This window comes from Alteromonas sp. M12, from assembly GCF_037478005.1.
GTDB lineage: Bacteria > Pseudomonadota > Gammaproteobacteria > Enterobacterales > Alteromonadaceae > Aliiglaciecola > Aliiglaciecola lipolytica_A.
In genome coordinates this window covers 601,248-615,797 of sequence record NZ_CP144164.1, presented here as the reverse complement: position 1 = coordinate 615,797, position 14,550 = coordinate 601,248, and the positions used below count along the sequence as shown (strand labels likewise).

Genomic DNA, 14,550 nt, shown 5'->3' with positions numbered 1-14,550 from the left:
TAAAGTCTTATATTGGAGTTAAATGTTAAGCGTAATTAGCAGACCACTGCTCAAGGACTCTTTGGTAGGGTTTAATGAAATGCTCCTCAGCAAATCTTCCTTGCTCATTAGCCAACTGGCTGCGTTCTTCGCGGTCATACACGATTTGAGTCAGTGAATGATCCTGATTTTGCAAATTTGGTTGATAGCATTTTCCCGCAACTGCATTGGCGTTATAGATTTCAGGTCGATAGATCTTTTGAAATGTTTCCATGGTGCTGATGGTACTTATCAACTCAAGCGCTGTGTAATCATTAAGCAAATCACCGCAACAATAAAAAGCCAAAGGCGCGACACTATTGGGCGGCATAAAATAACGAACCTGTAATCCCATTTTTTTGAAATATAGTTCCGTCAACGATGAATCATTTGGCTGGTATTCAACACCTAATATCGGATGTTGATTTTCAGTCCGGTGATAGGTTTTGTTATCCGAAACACTGAGACAGATAACCGGGAGTTTTTTGAAGTGCTGTTTATAGGCATCTGAATTAATAAAAGATTTAAACAGTTTCCCGTGGAGGTCGCCAAAATTATCGGGAATGCTAAATTTCGGTTGATTCTTGTTATGCTCTAACAACAATACGCTGAAATCATAATCTCGCAGATAAGAGGAAAAGTTATTGCCGACAATGCCTTCTATGCGTTTGTTGGTGTTATGGTCAACAATATTGGTTTTTAAAATTTCAATCGATGGGAAGCTACGACCACTGCCTTCAATGTCAATATCAACGGTGATGATATCAAGTTCTACCGAATAACGATCTCCATTGGGATTATCCCAACAGGCCATGCCATTAAAACTATTGTCAATCATATTTAAAGCGTTGCGTAAGTTCTTTTGACGGCTCTGTCCTCTTGCTAAATTAGCAAAATTGGTCGTGATACGAGTGTTGTCTGAGGGATGATAATTTTCATCAAAAGCAACCTTGTTAATAGTAAATATAAAATCTTTAGTCATCGTGATTTGTATCCAATTTATCTGAGATAAAACCTAAATTTATTGTTAGCTCGTTTTAGACTTTGCAACTTTATTTTGCGGCCTTCCTTGTCGGCCATCGCTTTCACAGCCTCAGGGTTTGGGCCTAACGAACTATCAAGAATCAACGGCAATATGTGTAAAGTAAAAATCTAAAGTCGAAGCAGAGTGGGTTTTATACGCGGTTCAACTCATGAATAAAAATGATATTATTTCATTAATGCATGACTGTAATTCATGAGTTAGTTTAATTGATTATTAATAGATGGCGCTTTGCGCTGCACTAAAGGCGGCAAATAAAGCTTGCTCGAAGCGACTAAGGACAGAGCAGGAATATTTATCTCATGTACTGCGTAGGAAAATATAAATTGAAGATGAGTGCTAAATATCGAGTTTTATCGGAAGCAGTGGAATAAATGGCATAGACGCACTACTTTTGATGTAGGCGCCTATATATAAGGATACTTTAGTCAACCCAAACTCTGGCTAACTAACTTAGCAAGGGATACATTATGCTCGGCTTTTTTCTAAGCCCAATAATTTATCGAGAGATATCCTTCCTGGCCCCATACTAAGTACGGCCAACAATACAATAAACCACCAAACTGCAGGATTCCACCAGTGATCCCACGAAGGGAATACAGCTAATTGAATAAATAACGTCATACCAATTAAGCCAGCAGCTCCAACACGAGTCAGAAAGCCAAAAGCGAGCATCACCGGAAGCACGATTTCAGCCACCCCAGCAGAAACAGCAAGTGTTTCAATAAAGGACACAATAGTAGACCCTTCGACGTAATCTAACGTATTAGGATCACACAGCAGTAACGCCCCCTCACGAACTGGATCTGGACAGAAAAATTCATATAAAAATAAATCATATTTATCCGGATTAAAACTAAGAAACCCATTCCACTTTGTTAATCCTGATTGAAAAAACACACTTGCTGCTAATAGCCTAGCAAGAAGTAATGTTATGTCGGTCAAATACAAGCTGACTTTGGCCGTGATGTCAGCATATAGGTTCATTAGGGCTTTCATATTTTTTTTCTCTTATGTTAGTAATTTATTAAGTAGTAACTGACTAAATATTTCACTTATGTCTATTTCACCATTTTGCATCGCCACATCCGCGGCTTCACCTAAAGTTCGGCCTGCGTAAATACTAGAAATAAATAGGCTCTCTGATTCAGAAATGACTCGATGCAAAATGCTGCTATTGTCTCGCCACAATAGAAGGTTTTCAGTTGTATTCTCGATGGCGACTTGTTCGCTTAGGTTACTGACTCTTAACTGTGCCCATAAAGACGATACCGACCAATCATTTTTGATTAACTGCACGCTGGGGTGCAAAGACAGTGATTTCGATTCGATATCTTCAATTAGGGATTCAATTTCATCTTGACCAAGAGAAGGTTTATCATCGGCAAAATAGGCATGATGCCAAGCTCGATCCAATTTACATATATCCCATAAATACCTAAGTTCAGGATGATTATGTTGCAAAAAATCGTTTAAATACTCAGGAAAAATTTCACCATATTCTGCCAAAACAGGTGATGTGGGCGGGTTAGTTAAACAGAATTGTCGAGTTAAGGTTTTAAAGAAGTCCTCACCTAATAACTTCTCAGCACTTGGGTACTTGCGTTGCAACGCATCAATACAACTACTAATAAAGGTGTTCCGATATACCGCCAAGCGACGTTTATTTTGTCCATCATCAAGATGTTCGGTGACATCTTGTATGTCTCCAGTTTGTACATAGCCCATTAAGGCGAAATGAAAATCACTCATAGCTAACAACTTTACTACTTTGGATTAGCTCTCGTGCAATATTGCGTTCTGCCAGCAGTTCAGCAAACGGCGGTAAATTTGCATCTCGCTCTATCAGCACAGGACAAGGACCAATGTGACTTAAAGCATCATTTAAAAGTGCCCAAACCGCATTCGACACATCACTATCATGAGAGTCAATTAACAAATCTTTCTCGATAGGGTCAACCGAATGACCAGCCACATGAATCTCACCGATAGCTGTAGCTTCAAGATTGCCAATGTATTGCTGTGGGTCAATCCCAGTGTTGTTCGCGCTTATAAATAAATTGTTAACATCCAGCAAAATACCGCAGCTAGTCTTATTCACCAAAGACATCATAAATTCCGCTTCGGACATGTCAGATTTAAAGTTGAGATAATTAGCAGGATTCTCTATCAGTATGGGCCGTTGAATTGCATTTTGTAACTGGTCAATATTCTCGGCAGTACGAAGAAGGGATTGAGTGGTAATTGGTGTAGGCATTAAATTGCCCATATAATTTCCGTCAGCACCTGACCAAGCTATATGTTCAGAAAAAGCTGCGGTAGGAACCGAATTGACTAAACGAACCAATCGCTTGAGATGCTCGGGATTAAGTGGGTTTGGTCCACCAAGCGAAGCCCCAACACCATGAATGCTTAACGGAAATCGCTGTGCAACTTCCTGTAATTTTGCAAGTCTAGGACCACCCTGCATCAGGTAGTTTTCTGCATGAACTTCGAACCATAAATGACCATCAACCTTACTTGGTATAGCGTCAAAATGTTCTGGTTTTAAACAAATGCCCGCATCTGCGGGCAATTCAGTTAGCTTTATCATTCGGAAATGAAACGCTTAAGCAATTGGGTCTTTAGAACCAGCACCATTTGGTGTGATTATGTATTCACATGAACCTTTAGGTGCATAAGTCCATGCATTTTTTTGGAAATCAACGGTAGAAGTCCCTTCACAACTTGTGCCAGCGCCAGCTTTACAATCGTTCTCACCGGCTAAAGCAATCCCATAACACTTGTCTTTACGTCCACGTAGTCTATTGCCATCTTTCCATTCTTGGAAAGCGACTTTCACTTTTTCAGGTGTCGCATCTGCTAATGATAATTGATCATTTGGTTTAGCAACGGCGACTTGAGAAGCGGCAAGAGTGGCACCAATAAGTAAAGCAGTTTTAATCGAATTGTTATGTTTCATAAATCGTATCCTCAAAATATTTAGTTGTGAAAAACGGGCTACTTTTTGAACAATGTAGTCCATTATGTAAGTTAAAGACCATTAGCCTTTCGTTAAAATTTCAAAAAAATATTTTATTTAGAAAATTATTTTGTTTAAGAAGTGGATTAGCAAAAAATGAAAAAGTATAAAATTTTTATGAATATCAATTAGCTGCCTCCATCGCCAGTTCGCTTTTTAACGGCTAAAATGTGTTGAAAAAAACATCCAAAAAGACACCCTTTATTGCGATTAAGTAGGGATCTAATCGCAATAAACGCTGCTAATTTGGTTTAAATATTATTCTTCGCTCAGTACAAAAAGCATATTTCATACAAAAATCCTCACCGAAACTCTTAACCATTCCGCCAATAGCAAACACAAATAAATAAAATAATATTTGATCTGCATCAATTAGCGTTTATAATTTTCAGAAATTACTGAAACTTCAGAAAAGAGTCTTGATTATGAAAATGACACCCATGATAGAAACCTTCGTTATGCATTTCGGTGAAATGGGTAGTCGATGGGGTTTTAATCGAACTGTTGGTCAAATGTATGCGCTTTTAGTAATAAGTGAAGAGCCTTTAAGCGCAAATGATATTGCAGAGGCCCTGAATGTTTCTCGCGGTAACGTCAGTATGGGATTGAAAGAATTACAGTCGTGGCGACTAGTGCAAATGCATCATGTTCCCGGAGATAGAAAAGACTATTTTAAATCTTTAGGCAGCATTTGGGATATGGCCAATAAAGTATTTGAAGAGCGTCGAAAACGGGAAATTGAACCCACTATGAGCGTGCTTCGAGATACTCTTTTGGTTACACCGGCAAATCAACAAGAAGAATATGCGCAACGACAGTTACAAGAGATCCATGACTTATTAGAAAACGTCACACAGTGGAGTGAAGAACTGCAACGTCTGAGTCCTGAAAAAATGGCAACCTTAATGAAGTTAGGTTCAGGCGTCGGAAAGGTCTTAGATATGAAGGATAAGTTCCTAAAAAGCAGTTAAATCAAACATGCAAAAAGCAGATTATCGCCGTACGCAGGGTTAAATTCATCGAGTTTTAAATTTAAATAAACAACGGCTAAAATCAGCGCCGCTAGGGGGTTTCAATGGCAGATGTAATGCTACTTTCTCGCATTCAATTTGCAGCTAACATTAGTTTTCATATTTTATTTCCAGCCATAAGCATTGCTATGTGCTGGATGCTTTTCTATTTCCGCGTTCGTTTTCACATTAGTAAACATCCAGTGTGGATGCGAATCTACCGTTTTTGGGTAAAGGTATTCGCCCTCACGTTTGCAATGGGTGTGGTGAGTGGCATTACAATGTCATTTCAATTTGGCACCAACTGGCCAGGTTTTATGGCTACGGTAGGTAATATTGCGGGGCCACTCTTGGCCTACGAAATAATGACTGCGTTTTTCTTAGAGGCAACCTTCTTAGGCGTGATGTTATTTGGTATTAACCGCGTGCCGCCTTGGCTCCATACTTTATCTACCTTTATAGTTGCAATAGGAACCTCACTTTCAGCGTTTTGGATTTTAGCCCTTAACTCGTGGATGCATACCCCAACAGGTTTTGAGATGCGCGATGGCGTAGCTTATGCGGTTGACTGGTTTGAGATTATTTTTAATCCATCATTTCCATATCGATTAGGGCACATGCTGTTAGCATCAGGGTTAACCATTTGTTTTTTAATTGCCGGAATTTCAGCCTACCGAATCCTTCGAGGCGATAACAAAAAAGCCCCTAATTTAGCTTTAAAAACGGCTATCTTCCTAGCCGCAATACTCACACCATTACAAGTGATTATGGGTGACATGCATGGGCTTAATACGTTTGAGCATCAGCCTCAAAAAGTTGCAGCAATGGAAGGCGTTTGGGAAACAACAAATGGCGCACCACTACTGTTATTTGCTGTCCCTGATGAAGAGCAGCGCACTAACCATTTAGAAATAGCCATTCCAAAGATGGCCAGCGTTATCTTAACCCATGATCCAGACGGACAAATTAGAGGTCTAAACGAATTTGAAGGCAAACATCCCCCCGTTAAGCCGGTGTTCTATGGCTTTAGAATCATGGTTGGACTAGGAATGCTCATGCTATTCAGTAGTTGGTTAGCGAGCTTCTACTTATGGCGGAAAAAGTCACTTTCACCATGGATGCTGAAATTCTTCATTGGGATGACATTTTCAGGTTGGGTTGCAACTTTAGCGGGATGGTACGTTACCGAAATAGGTCGCCAACCTTATTTAGTAAGCGGCATATTAACCACGGCGGATGCGGTAACTGATATTGCGCCAGAAAACGTTGGGGTCAGCTTGGCGATGTATTTGACGCTGTATGCTTTCTTACTGTTTGCATACATAAAAACTTTGTTTTACATGGCAAGAAAGTCAGTAGAAATTGAAGAATACGATGCGGCTGAGTACACACCAGCTCGCACCACAGCGACTGCGGAGGCCAACTAATGTTCTTAGACCACGATTTACCTATTATTTTTGCCGGTTTAATGGCGTTCTCAGTACTAGTTTATGCGATTCTCGACGGTTACGATCTCGGCGTTGGTTTGCTTTTACCTATGGACAATCAACAACAAAGAGACAAAATGATCGCCTCAATTGGCCCATTTTGGGATGCGAATGAAACTTGGTTAGTGTTAGCAGTCGGGTTGATGTTAGTCGCTTTTCCTAGTGCCCACAGTATTATTTTGAAAGCACTTTATTTGCCTACCGCCATGTTATTGATTGGGTTAATAATTCGAGGAGTGTCCTTTGATTTTAGAGCCAAGGTAATCGCTCATAAAAAAGACCGTTGGGACAAGCTATTTAAATTAGGATCTTTCATTGCGGCCGCTTCTCAAGGTTATATGTTGGGCATGTTTGTGATGGGATTTGAAACCAGTATAGAAGCCGTTGGCTTCAGTTTACTCAGTGCCGCAGGTGTAGCAATGGCGTATGCGCTCATTGGCGCGTGCTGGCTAATCATGAAAACGGAAGACGAGTTACAAATTAGATCGGTAAAATGGGCAAAGAATGCGGGGAAAGTATGTTTAGTGGGGATCCTTGCTGTGTGTATTATCAACCCGTTAATTAATCCCTTTGTGTTCGAACGCTGGACGCAACCTCCGCTAGCCTATTTTATCGCGTTGGTACCAATATTATGTTTTGCCTTTTTTGTGATTGGGTATTTCACGCTGCAAAGATTACCGTTAGAAGATGACGCTGGTTGCTGGTTACCCTTTGTACTCTGTACAGCCATTTTCACCTTCAGTTTTGTCGGCTTAGCATTTAGTTTTTATCCTTTTGTGGTGCCAGGCGAATTGAATATCTGGCAAGCAGCAAGTGCACCTGAGTCTCTACGGGTTATTTTGTATGGCGCACTTATTGTTATTCCCTGTATTTTTGCTTACACCTTGTTCTCATACCGTGTGTTCTGGGGAAAAGTAAGAGATTTGGAATACCATTAGAATAGCCATTTTCAGCTTACTTAGGTTCACGCTGATAAATAGCTGAATTTCATTGCAGCGCTTATAAAATGAGTGGTCAATTCACCGACGAGTGTGAATTGACCTAACGCATACGTATTCAATGTAATCTTTTTGTAAACTGATTAGAATGACTGAATTATTTCATTTTAAAAGACGTTGGCATGAAACAAATACCGTTGAATTCGTATTTTCCAAGCATGAGTCCGATATCCCTAGGCTGTATGGGATTAGGTGGATCTTGGGGCACAGCTCCATTTGAATCTAAACATGTTACACAGGCACATACTGCGGTTGACGCGGCATTAGATTGTGGAATTAACAGTTTTGATCATGCTGATATTTACACCATGGGAAAAGCAGAACAGGTTTTTGGTGAAGTATTAAAAGCACGCCCTGAATTACGCGAAAATATCCTACTGCAATCTAAATGTGGAATTGTTTTTGAAGATGAAAAAGGCCCAAAACGATTCGACTTTTCAAAACACTACATTTTAAAATCTGTAGACGGGATCCTCAACCGACTCAATACTGAATATATTGATATTTTCCTGCTGCACCGCCCAGATCCATTGATGCAAGCCGATGAAGTCGCCGAGGCATTTTCGATACTCAAAGCCAGTGGCAAAGTAAAACAATTTGGTGTATCCAATCAAAATTCCCATCAAATGAAACTATTGCAATCGGCGTTAGACATGCCTTTGGTTGCCAACCAAATTGAATTGAATCTAACCCATTTAGATTTCTTAGAGGATGTTGTGCTGGCTAACCATCCTCAGGCAAAAGACCTATCCTTTCCTAGCGGTACTATGGAATATTGCCAACTCAACAATGTTCAAGTACAAGCCTGGGGAAGCCTTTGCCAAGGCACCTTGTCTGGCAAGAGTTTAACAAATCAACCACATCATATTCAGCAGACCGCAGATTTAGTCAGTAAACTAGCAGCAGATTACCAAACCTCTGCAGAGGCGATTTTGTTGGCTTTTTTAATGCGCCACCCAGCGAAAATCCAACCCATTATTGGCACAACCAATCCACTGAGAATTCAAGCCTGTAGCCAAGCGTCACAATTTGAACTAACAAGGGAACATTGGTATTCACTGTTTGTAACAGCCCGTGGTTGTGAATTACCTTAACCTTAAAGAGAGCCCATTATGAAATACCTAAATACCCTACTTACTCTGATATTCAGCTGCTCTCTTTTATTTGCTTGTTCCAAGCAAGAGCTGCCCTCATCAGGTACGCAAAAAGTCATATCAGATCCAATAACTTTATCTTTCCCTGATATTTACGACGACTATTTAAATCGAGATGTGCGCGACGATATTTTTTACTTCGTTATGCCTGACCGTTTTTACAATGGCAATCCCGATAACGATATGGGTTCAAAATCCATTCCAATCTCCCAAGGTGGATATAGTATTGATGACATTAAAGGATTTCATGGCGGTGATATCAAAGGATTAGAGCAAAAATTAGATTACCTGAAGGAACTCGGGATCAGTGCAATCTGGATGACACCGATTTTACGCAACAAAGCAATTCAATCCGATGGTTATGCTCATCACGGTTACTGGATTCTCGACTTTACCCAAATCGATCCGCATTTTGGCAGCAACCAAGACCTTAAGGATTTAATAAGCGCTGCTCATGATAAGGGTATCAAAATATTTTTCGACATCATTACTAATCACACTGCGGATGTTATCAGTTATCAAGAGTGTCATAACTCAGACGGCAGTTTTATAGACGAAAGGACCTGCCCTTATAAATCCAAAGCGCAATTAGAAAGTGGCGACAAGTACACAGCATTTGTGCCTGCAGGCAACGAAAATGTGAAAGTTCCCGCGTGGCTGAATGACCCTAAATACTATAACAATCAAGGTGATAGTATATGGCAAGGCGAGAGCGCAATTAACGGTGACTTTGCAGGGCTTGACGACTTAAATACAAAAGATCCACAAGTGATTGCCGGTATGATCGAAATTTATAAAAACATTATTAGCGAATTCAAACCTGATGGTTTTCGAATCGACACCGTAAAACACGTGGATATGGTGTTTTGGTCTTCGTTTAGTCCGGCAATTTTAAACCATGCAAAACAACAAGGCATACCTAACTTTCATATTTTTGGTGAAGTATACAGCGCGGATCCTATAGAACTAAGTAGCTATACAACTTTGGGTAAAATGCCTTCGGTCCTCGACTTTGGATTTCAGGACGCGACCGCCAATGTATTTTATCGAAATAAGCCGGCTCAAGAAATCTATCAGCTTTTTGAAAATGATGACTTTTACAACGACAATGACAGTCAATCTGATTTATTAATGAATTTTTTAGGAAATCACGATATGGGAAGGGCCGGATTTTTTATCAATCAAAGTTTGCCTAATGCCAGTGCAGAAGAAAAGCTCAAGCGAGATATACTCTCTCATGCTTTCATGTACTTATCTCGTGGCATTCCGGTGGTCTATTATGGTGATGAACAAGGCTTTGTTGGCACTGGGGGCGATGTTGGCGCACGAGAAGATATGTTTCCTTCAAAAGTAGCTGCCTATAATGAATTGGATTTACTTGGCACAGAAGCAACAACGGCAACGGAGAACTTTGATCAAAACCACCCAATATATCGCGCTTTGCAAAAACTAGCACAACTGCGTATGGATCACCCTACTTTGCGTCGTGGATTCGCCTTTAACCGCGCAAGCGAAGGTAGTGAATATGCTTTTGCAATATCCAGAGTGGATAAACAAGACTCTACAGAATATTTACTGGCCTTCAATCCAACTAATCAGCCGCAAACTATTAGGTTAAAAGCCAGCAGTGACGGCTATCAATGGATAGATGGTAGCAGAAAATTTAGTATGGATAGCAATGACATACTAATTACCTTGCCAGCTCTTAGCTATACAGTTTTAAAAGCGAATTCAGCCATTGAGAATACCGAGTTAGTAGAACTGGAATTTTTAGGAACGGAATCTCAAGGGCGTGTAATACGTTTTGACTACCGACTTGCTGAACAAGTTTCAAGCCCATTACCACTGTTTGAAGTAACCACTGAAATTAGCAATCAACAAGGCGAATATGAATTAGTCGCCAAAGATAACACCCCGCCATATTCAGCCATTATTGATAAACAAAAATTTATCCGGCTGGCAGCCAAGGATATTCGAGTTTCGATTAGCGATTGGCAAGGAAAAAGCGTAGTACACACTTTTTCCCTTGAAAAAAATACAGATGTTGAACGTACTATCAACCACATCAATTAACTTATTCAGAGACGAGTATGACTAAATTAAAAGGCTTTCATCATGTGGCCATTATTTGTAGCAACTATGCGCATTCTAAAGCCTTTTATACTGACATTTTAGGATTTCAAATAGTGGCAGAGAATTATCGTGCTCAGCGAGACTCATACAAACTCGACTTAGCACTTCCTGATGGCAGCCAAATCGAACTGTTTTCATTTCCCGGAGCCCCTCAACGGCCCTCTAGACCGGAAGCTCAGGGACTCAGACATTTGGCTTTTAAAGTCGATTCGGTAAGTGATTTTTGCGATTATTTGCGGACCAAAGGTATTATTCCCGAGCCGATTCGAATAGATGAATATACAAACCGGGAGTTTACCTTTTTCGCCGATCCTGACAACTTACCATTGGAAGTGTACCAAGATTAAAGTGATAAGGGGGTTAGCCCCCGTGTCACATCCATCAACCTATGCCTGCGAACTTTTCCACTTAGTTAATCGTCGGCGTTATTCCTTTGACCGGGTATGTCTGATAGATATTCGACAAATTCTATTTCAAAGCCGCTCGGATCAATAAAATACATGTTTTTTCTAAATTGATTTTTAGCGCCTAGGTTGTGGGGTTCGAAACCAGCACTTTGCATTCGAGTTAAAAGTGCCGAAATATCCCTTACCTCAAACGCCATATGGGCCAGCCCTAATTGACTACCTTTTAAGTCCCTATTTTCACCACTTCCATTGTCGTTGAACGTAAGATAGTTATATTCATCGCCAAAATGTAGCCAATTTCTTTGGGTTCCATACCAATTAGCATTGCCTTGGTGGCGAATAGACCAGTGTGGAAACGCGGCTTGATAAAAATTTAATGTTTCTTGCATGTCTTTGACGACAATATTGATATGTTCTAAACGGATCATTTGCATACCTCACTTTAATTTCATTGTGTTATTAAACAAACTTAAAAAGTTGTCTAAACGAATAGTTGATGTTTTGGCTATACAAGGTTTGAACTGTAATAGTTTTCGAGTTTGCTGTTGTTTTGTTGGTAATTGATTTTCTTGAGGTGTCTGCATGATGCTCTCCAAAGTTATATGTTTTGTTGTCTATGAGCACAGAATAAATCCTCAAGTTAACTTGAGGTAAAGGACTTTTTTTCATATTCTTAAAAAAAAACGACAAAAGGAATCATCATGGCCGAAAGAGAGCTAAGCGTTGGGTTTGTGGCCAAACGCTGCGGTGTAAAAGTATCAACGCTGCATTTCTACGAACAAAAGGGTCTCATTCAAAGTTGGCGTAATTCAGGAAATCAACGACGTTATAAAGCGGATGTTTTAAGACGAGTCTCGGTGATAAAAGCCGCCCAAAAAATAGGCATCAGTCTACAAGACATTAAACTCACTTTTGCAACCTTACCTCAGTCAAGAACGCCGACAAAACAAGATTGGGCCAAGCTATCTCGGAATTGGCAACAACAGTTAGAAGCGCGCATTCAAAGCATGATAAAACTAAAAGATTCGTTAGACGGCTGTATCGGCTGCGGGTGCTTATCGATGAAATCTTGCCCTATATATAACCCCCAAGATAACCTCGCCATTGAAGGTCCTGGCCCCGTGCTCTTAGACCGCCAGAGATCATCTGATCTGAAGGATAATACATAGACTTTTTACGCTTTATTTGGCATGATTCAGGTAAGGCATTTTTCCGGTAATCAGCTCATTCATGTCACGCTTTGGCGCTCTTCTTCTGACTTCAATACCGTCTTTTTTGTTTGCCACCAATTTCAAAATACTATTTAGGAATCAATATGTTAAGAATTGTCATTGTTGGCGGAGGCGCCGGCGGACTCGAACTTGTCAGTAAGTTAAGTAAAAAGTTAGGCAAGAAAGGATTAGCCCACATCACCTTGGTTGATCGAAACCAAACACACCTATGGAAACCCTTGTTGCATGAGGTGGCCGCTGGAGTGATTGATAAAAACTCAGATGGTGTGGATTACCGAATGCATGCAGCTCGATTTGGCTATCATTTTCAGTTAGGCACAATGAGTAACGTGGATGCTGAGAATAAAACTATTTATCTTGACCCCTTGTATGACGATGCTGGTGAGTTATTGCTAAAAGAACGAACCATCAACTACGACTATTTAGTGCTAGCCGTTGGTAGCGTTAGTAATGATTTTGGCACCCCAGGTGTTGCCGAGCACAGTTTCTTCTTAGATTCTCTATCTCAAGCGGAACGTTTCCATAAAGCACTGTTAAATCAGCTTTTACGAATTAATCAAGAAAAGTCTGATTCAGCAAAGTTGAGTATTGCCATTGTTGGAGGCGGTGCAACAGGTACTGAATTAGCTGCCGAATTACATCATGTGGCAAATTTAGCTAAAAATTATGGTATGCCTGAAATGTCAGCTTCACGATTAAAAATAAGTATTATTGAAGCCGGTGAAAGTATCTTGCCTGCTCTACCAGAACGTATTGCCACCTCTGCTCGTATCGCACTAACAAAGCTGGGTGTCGATGTGTTGGAAAATACACGAATTTCAAGTGCTAGGAAAGGCGCATTCATCACCTCAGACGACAAGCCTATTGAAGCTGATCTGCTGGTTTGGGCGGCAGGTGTAAAAGCCCCCGATTTCATTCAACAATTAGGTGTATTTGAGACCAACAGAGCGCAGCAAATCTTAGTTAATAAACATTTGCAAAGCACGACCTGTGAAACCATTTTTGTTTTAGGCGACTGCTGTGGCTTTATACAGGACAACGGTAAATGGGTACCACCTAGAGCACAATCAGCCCATCAAATGGCCGATACAGTCGCAGCTAATATCATTGGCATAGTCCGCGGCAATGTGATGAAAGACTACAAATATGTGGATTATGGTTCATTAGTCCACCTCAGCAAATACAGTACCGTGGGTAGTCTGATGGGCAGCCTAGTAAGTAGTAGTATGTTTATTGAAGGACGATTGGCAAGACTGGTTTATATTTCACTGTACAACATGCATCAATTTGCGGTGCACGGCTGGTTAAAGGCGATTTTGGTTTTACTAAGTCGCAAAGTGAGCAATATTGTGGGCCCTAAACTTAAGCTCCACTAAGCGCAACCTTCAGCATTCCTCTAGCTTGGTCCCTTAAGTTAGAGGAATGAACTACTACATATGAATTTATTGCCATTCCAGAGGCAGCCGCAATACCAGATTTATGTCCATCAGCCATGGTTCTGGCCAATATATACAGCTTTGGCGGGCCTGGTGACACACTCATTATTATGGAGGCAATGGAAAAAGCGATGAATGTATCCATAATTGGCATACTAAATTTGCTCGCTGAAAATGGTATTAAATTTTAAGTTATCACATTTCATGGGGCTACTAGTCCTCGAAAACCCTTCAAAAAGAGGGTAAAAAGGGATTTTCACTGGACTGATGAGTGTTATCTTGCCCCGAGTTGAACATAATTCCAACAAAAACACTTGCATCAAAAATTAATACCGTCAAAATATGCACGCAGTTGGTTCTCTGTTCTGATTCAAATTTAAAACCAACAAGACAAAAGGAAATGTCATGCTTAAAACAGAAGCTTTATTGGAATGTTTGTGCCCTATTTGCTTATCCGCAAATAGCCTCGATAATCATCAAACCAAAATCATGAACAAACCGCAAACCATGGGTTGTCAAAAATGCAAGTCTAGTTTTGAAATTATCATTGCCAATGGTGTCGATAATGATAAAAATGTGATTGTAATGGGATAACAAACCGATATCGAGGC

The 14,550-nt window shown here is 40.3% G+C and carries 15 protein-coding genes; 9 read left to right on the top strand and 6 right to left on the bottom strand.

Going from position 1 to position 14,550, the window contains the following annotated elements; all coding sequences use genetic code 11:
- Positions 1–25: 25 nt before the first annotated feature.
- The 5 genes from VUI23_RS02640 to VUI23_RS02620 form a co-directional block, all read right to left on the bottom strand.
- Positions 26–1,000, bottom strand: a complete 975-nt coding sequence (locus VUI23_RS02640) for a DUF1852 domain-containing protein (RefSeq protein ID WP_216049802.1) — start codon at positions 998–1,000, stop codon at positions 26–28.
- A gap of 528 nt (positions 1,001–1,528) precedes the next feature.
- Positions 1,529–2,059 carry a DoxX family protein gene (locus VUI23_RS02635; protein WP_216049801.1) on the bottom strand — a complete coding sequence of 177 codons (531 nt, stop codon included), beginning with the start codon at positions 2,057–2,059 and terminating at the stop codon, positions 1,529–1,531.
- Between the two features lie 12 nt (positions 2,060–2,071).
- Positions 2,072–2,812: a DNA-binding domain-containing protein gene (locus VUI23_RS02630; RefSeq protein WP_342806712.1), complete on the bottom strand. Its 741-nt coding sequence runs from the start codon at positions 2,810–2,812 to the stop codon at positions 2,072–2,074.
- On the bottom strand, positions 2,805–3,653 hold the full coding sequence (locus VUI23_RS02625) for a DUF692 domain-containing protein (protein ID WP_342806710.1): 849 nt from the start codon (positions 3,651–3,653) through the stop codon (positions 2,805–2,807). The genes VUI23_RS02630 and VUI23_RS02625 overlap by 8 nt, the downstream gene beginning before the upstream one ends.
- Before the next feature lie 15 nt (positions 3,654–3,668).
- Entirely contained in the window at positions 3,669–4,022 is a 354-nt protein-coding gene (locus VUI23_RS02620) for a DUF2282 domain-containing protein (RefSeq protein WP_216049798.1), read from the bottom strand.
- 485 nt (positions 4,023–4,507) lie between these two features.
- On the opposite strand from VUI23_RS02620, the gene VUI23_RS02615 reads away from it, so the two are divergent.
- From VUI23_RS02615 to VUI23_RS02590, 6 genes are all read left to right on the top strand, one after another.
- Complete coding sequence (locus tag VUI23_RS02615) at positions 4,508–5,053, top strand: GbsR/MarR family transcriptional regulator (protein WP_216049797.1); 546 nt, start codon at positions 4,508–4,510, stop codon at positions 5,051–5,053.
- A gap of 104 nt (positions 5,054–5,157) precedes the next feature.
- Complete coding sequence (locus VUI23_RS02610) at positions 5,158–6,519, top strand: cytochrome ubiquinol oxidase subunit I (protein WP_216049796.1); 1,362 nt, start codon at positions 5,158–5,160, stop codon at positions 6,517–6,519.
- On the top strand, positions 6,519–7,517 hold the full coding sequence (gene cydB / locus VUI23_RS02605; RefSeq protein WP_216049795.1) for a cytochrome d ubiquinol oxidase subunit II: 999 nt from the start codon (positions 6,519–6,521) through the stop codon (positions 7,515–7,517). The genes VUI23_RS02610 and cydB overlap by 1 nt, the downstream gene beginning before the upstream one ends.
- A 182-nt stretch (positions 7,518–7,699) precedes the next feature.
- A complete protein-coding gene (locus VUI23_RS02600; protein WP_342806708.1) occupies positions 7,700–8,671 on the top strand; it encodes an aldo/keto reductase in 972 nt (323 codons plus the stop codon).
- A gap of 18 nt (positions 8,672–8,689) precedes the next feature.
- The gene (locus VUI23_RS02595; protein WP_342806706.1) at positions 8,690–10,804 is read left to right on the top strand and encodes an alpha-amylase family glycosyl hydrolase; all 2,115 of its coding nucleotides are present in this window, start codon (positions 8,690–8,692) and stop codon (positions 10,802–10,804) included.
- 17 nt (positions 10,805–10,821) lie between these two features.
- A complete protein-coding gene (locus VUI23_RS02590; protein ID WP_216049792.1) occupies positions 10,822–11,211 on the top strand; it encodes a VOC family protein in 390 nt (129 codons plus the stop codon).
- A 65-nt stretch (positions 11,212–11,276) separates the two neighbouring features.
- On the opposite strand, the gene VUI23_RS02585 is transcribed toward VUI23_RS02590, so the two are convergent.
- Positions 11,277–11,699 carry a VOC family protein gene (locus tag VUI23_RS02585; protein WP_342806704.1) on the bottom strand — a complete coding sequence of 141 codons (423 nt, stop codon included), beginning with the start codon at positions 11,697–11,699 and terminating at the stop codon, positions 11,277–11,279.
- Positions 11,700–11,972: 273 nt separating this feature from the next.
- On the opposite strand from VUI23_RS02585, the gene soxR reads away from it, so the two are divergent.
- The 3 genes from soxR to VUI23_RS02570 all read left to right on the top strand — a co-directional run bounded on the left by soxR (position 11,973) and on the right by VUI23_RS02570 (position 14,533).
- Positions 11,973–12,440: a redox-sensitive transcriptional activator SoxR gene (gene soxR / locus VUI23_RS02580; protein ID WP_216049790.1), complete on the top strand. Its 468-nt coding sequence runs from the start codon at positions 11,973–11,975 to the stop codon at positions 12,438–12,440.
- A 146-nt stretch (positions 12,441–12,586) separates the two neighbouring features.
- A complete protein-coding gene (locus VUI23_RS02575; protein ID WP_342806702.1) occupies positions 12,587–13,879 on the top strand; it encodes an NAD(P)/FAD-dependent oxidoreductase in 1,293 nt (430 codons plus the stop codon).
- 465 nt (positions 13,880–14,344) lie between these two features.
- Complete coding sequence (locus VUI23_RS02570) at positions 14,345–14,533, top strand: hypothetical protein (protein ID WP_216049787.1); 189 nt, start codon at positions 14,345–14,347, stop codon at positions 14,531–14,533.
- The last annotated feature ends 17 nt before the right edge of the window (positions 14,534–14,550 follow it).

What these genes read in the sequence shown, in the direction of transcription:
- VUI23_RS02640 (WP_216049802.1), bottom strand. Translation starts at nt 1,000, where the DNA reads ATGACTAAAGATTTTATATTTACTATTAACAAGGTTGCTTTTGATGAA.
- VUI23_RS02615 (WP_216049797.1), top strand. Translation starts at nt 4,508, where the DNA reads ATGAAAATGACACCCATGATAGAAACCTTCGTTATGCATTTCGGTGAA.
- VUI23_RS02630 (WP_342806712.1), bottom strand. Translation starts at nt 2,812, where the DNA reads ATGAGTGATTTTCATTTCGCCTTAATGGGCTATGTACAAACTGGAGAC.
- cydB (WP_216049795.1), top strand. Translation starts at nt 6,519, where the DNA reads ATGTTCTTAGACCACGATTTACCTATTATTTTTGCCGGTTTAATGGCG.
- VUI23_RS02595 (WP_342806706.1), top strand. Translation starts at nt 8,690, where the DNA reads ATGAAATACCTAAATACCCTACTTACTCTGATATTCAGCTGCTCTCTT.
- soxR (WP_216049790.1), top strand. Translation starts at nt 11,973, where the DNA reads ATGGCCGAAAGAGAGCTAAGCGTTGGGTTTGTGGCCAAACGCTGCGGT.
- VUI23_RS02600 (WP_342806708.1), top strand. Translation starts at nt 7,700, where the DNA reads ATGAAACAAATACCGTTGAATTCGTATTTTCCAAGCATGAGTCCGATA.
- VUI23_RS02620 (WP_216049798.1), bottom strand. Translation starts at nt 4,022, where the DNA reads ATGAAACATAACAATTCGATTAAAACTGCTTTACTTATTGGTGCCACT.
- VUI23_RS02585 (WP_342806704.1), bottom strand. Translation starts at nt 11,699, where the DNA reads ATGATCCGTTTAGAACATATCAATATTGTCGTCAAAGACATGCAAGAA.
- VUI23_RS02610 (WP_216049796.1), top strand. Translation starts at nt 5,158, where the DNA reads ATGGCAGATGTAATGCTACTTTCTCGCATTCAATTTGCAGCTAACATT.
- VUI23_RS02625 (WP_342806710.1), bottom strand. Translation starts at nt 3,653, where the DNA reads ATGATAAAGCTAACTGAATTGCCCGCAGATGCGGGCATTTGTTTAAAA.
- VUI23_RS02635 (WP_216049801.1), bottom strand. Translation starts at nt 2,059, where the DNA reads ATGAAAGCCCTAATGAACCTATATGCTGACATCACGGCCAAAGTCAGC.
- VUI23_RS02570 (WP_216049787.1), top strand. Translation starts at nt 14,345, where the DNA reads ATGCTTAAAACAGAAGCTTTATTGGAATGTTTGTGCCCTATTTGCTTA.
- VUI23_RS02575 (WP_342806702.1), top strand. Translation starts at nt 12,587, where the DNA reads ATGTTAAGAATTGTCATTGTTGGCGGAGGCGCCGGCGGACTCGAACTT.
- VUI23_RS02590 (WP_216049792.1), top strand. Translation starts at nt 10,822, where the DNA reads ATGACTAAATTAAAAGGCTTTCATCATGTGGCCATTATTTGTAGCAAC.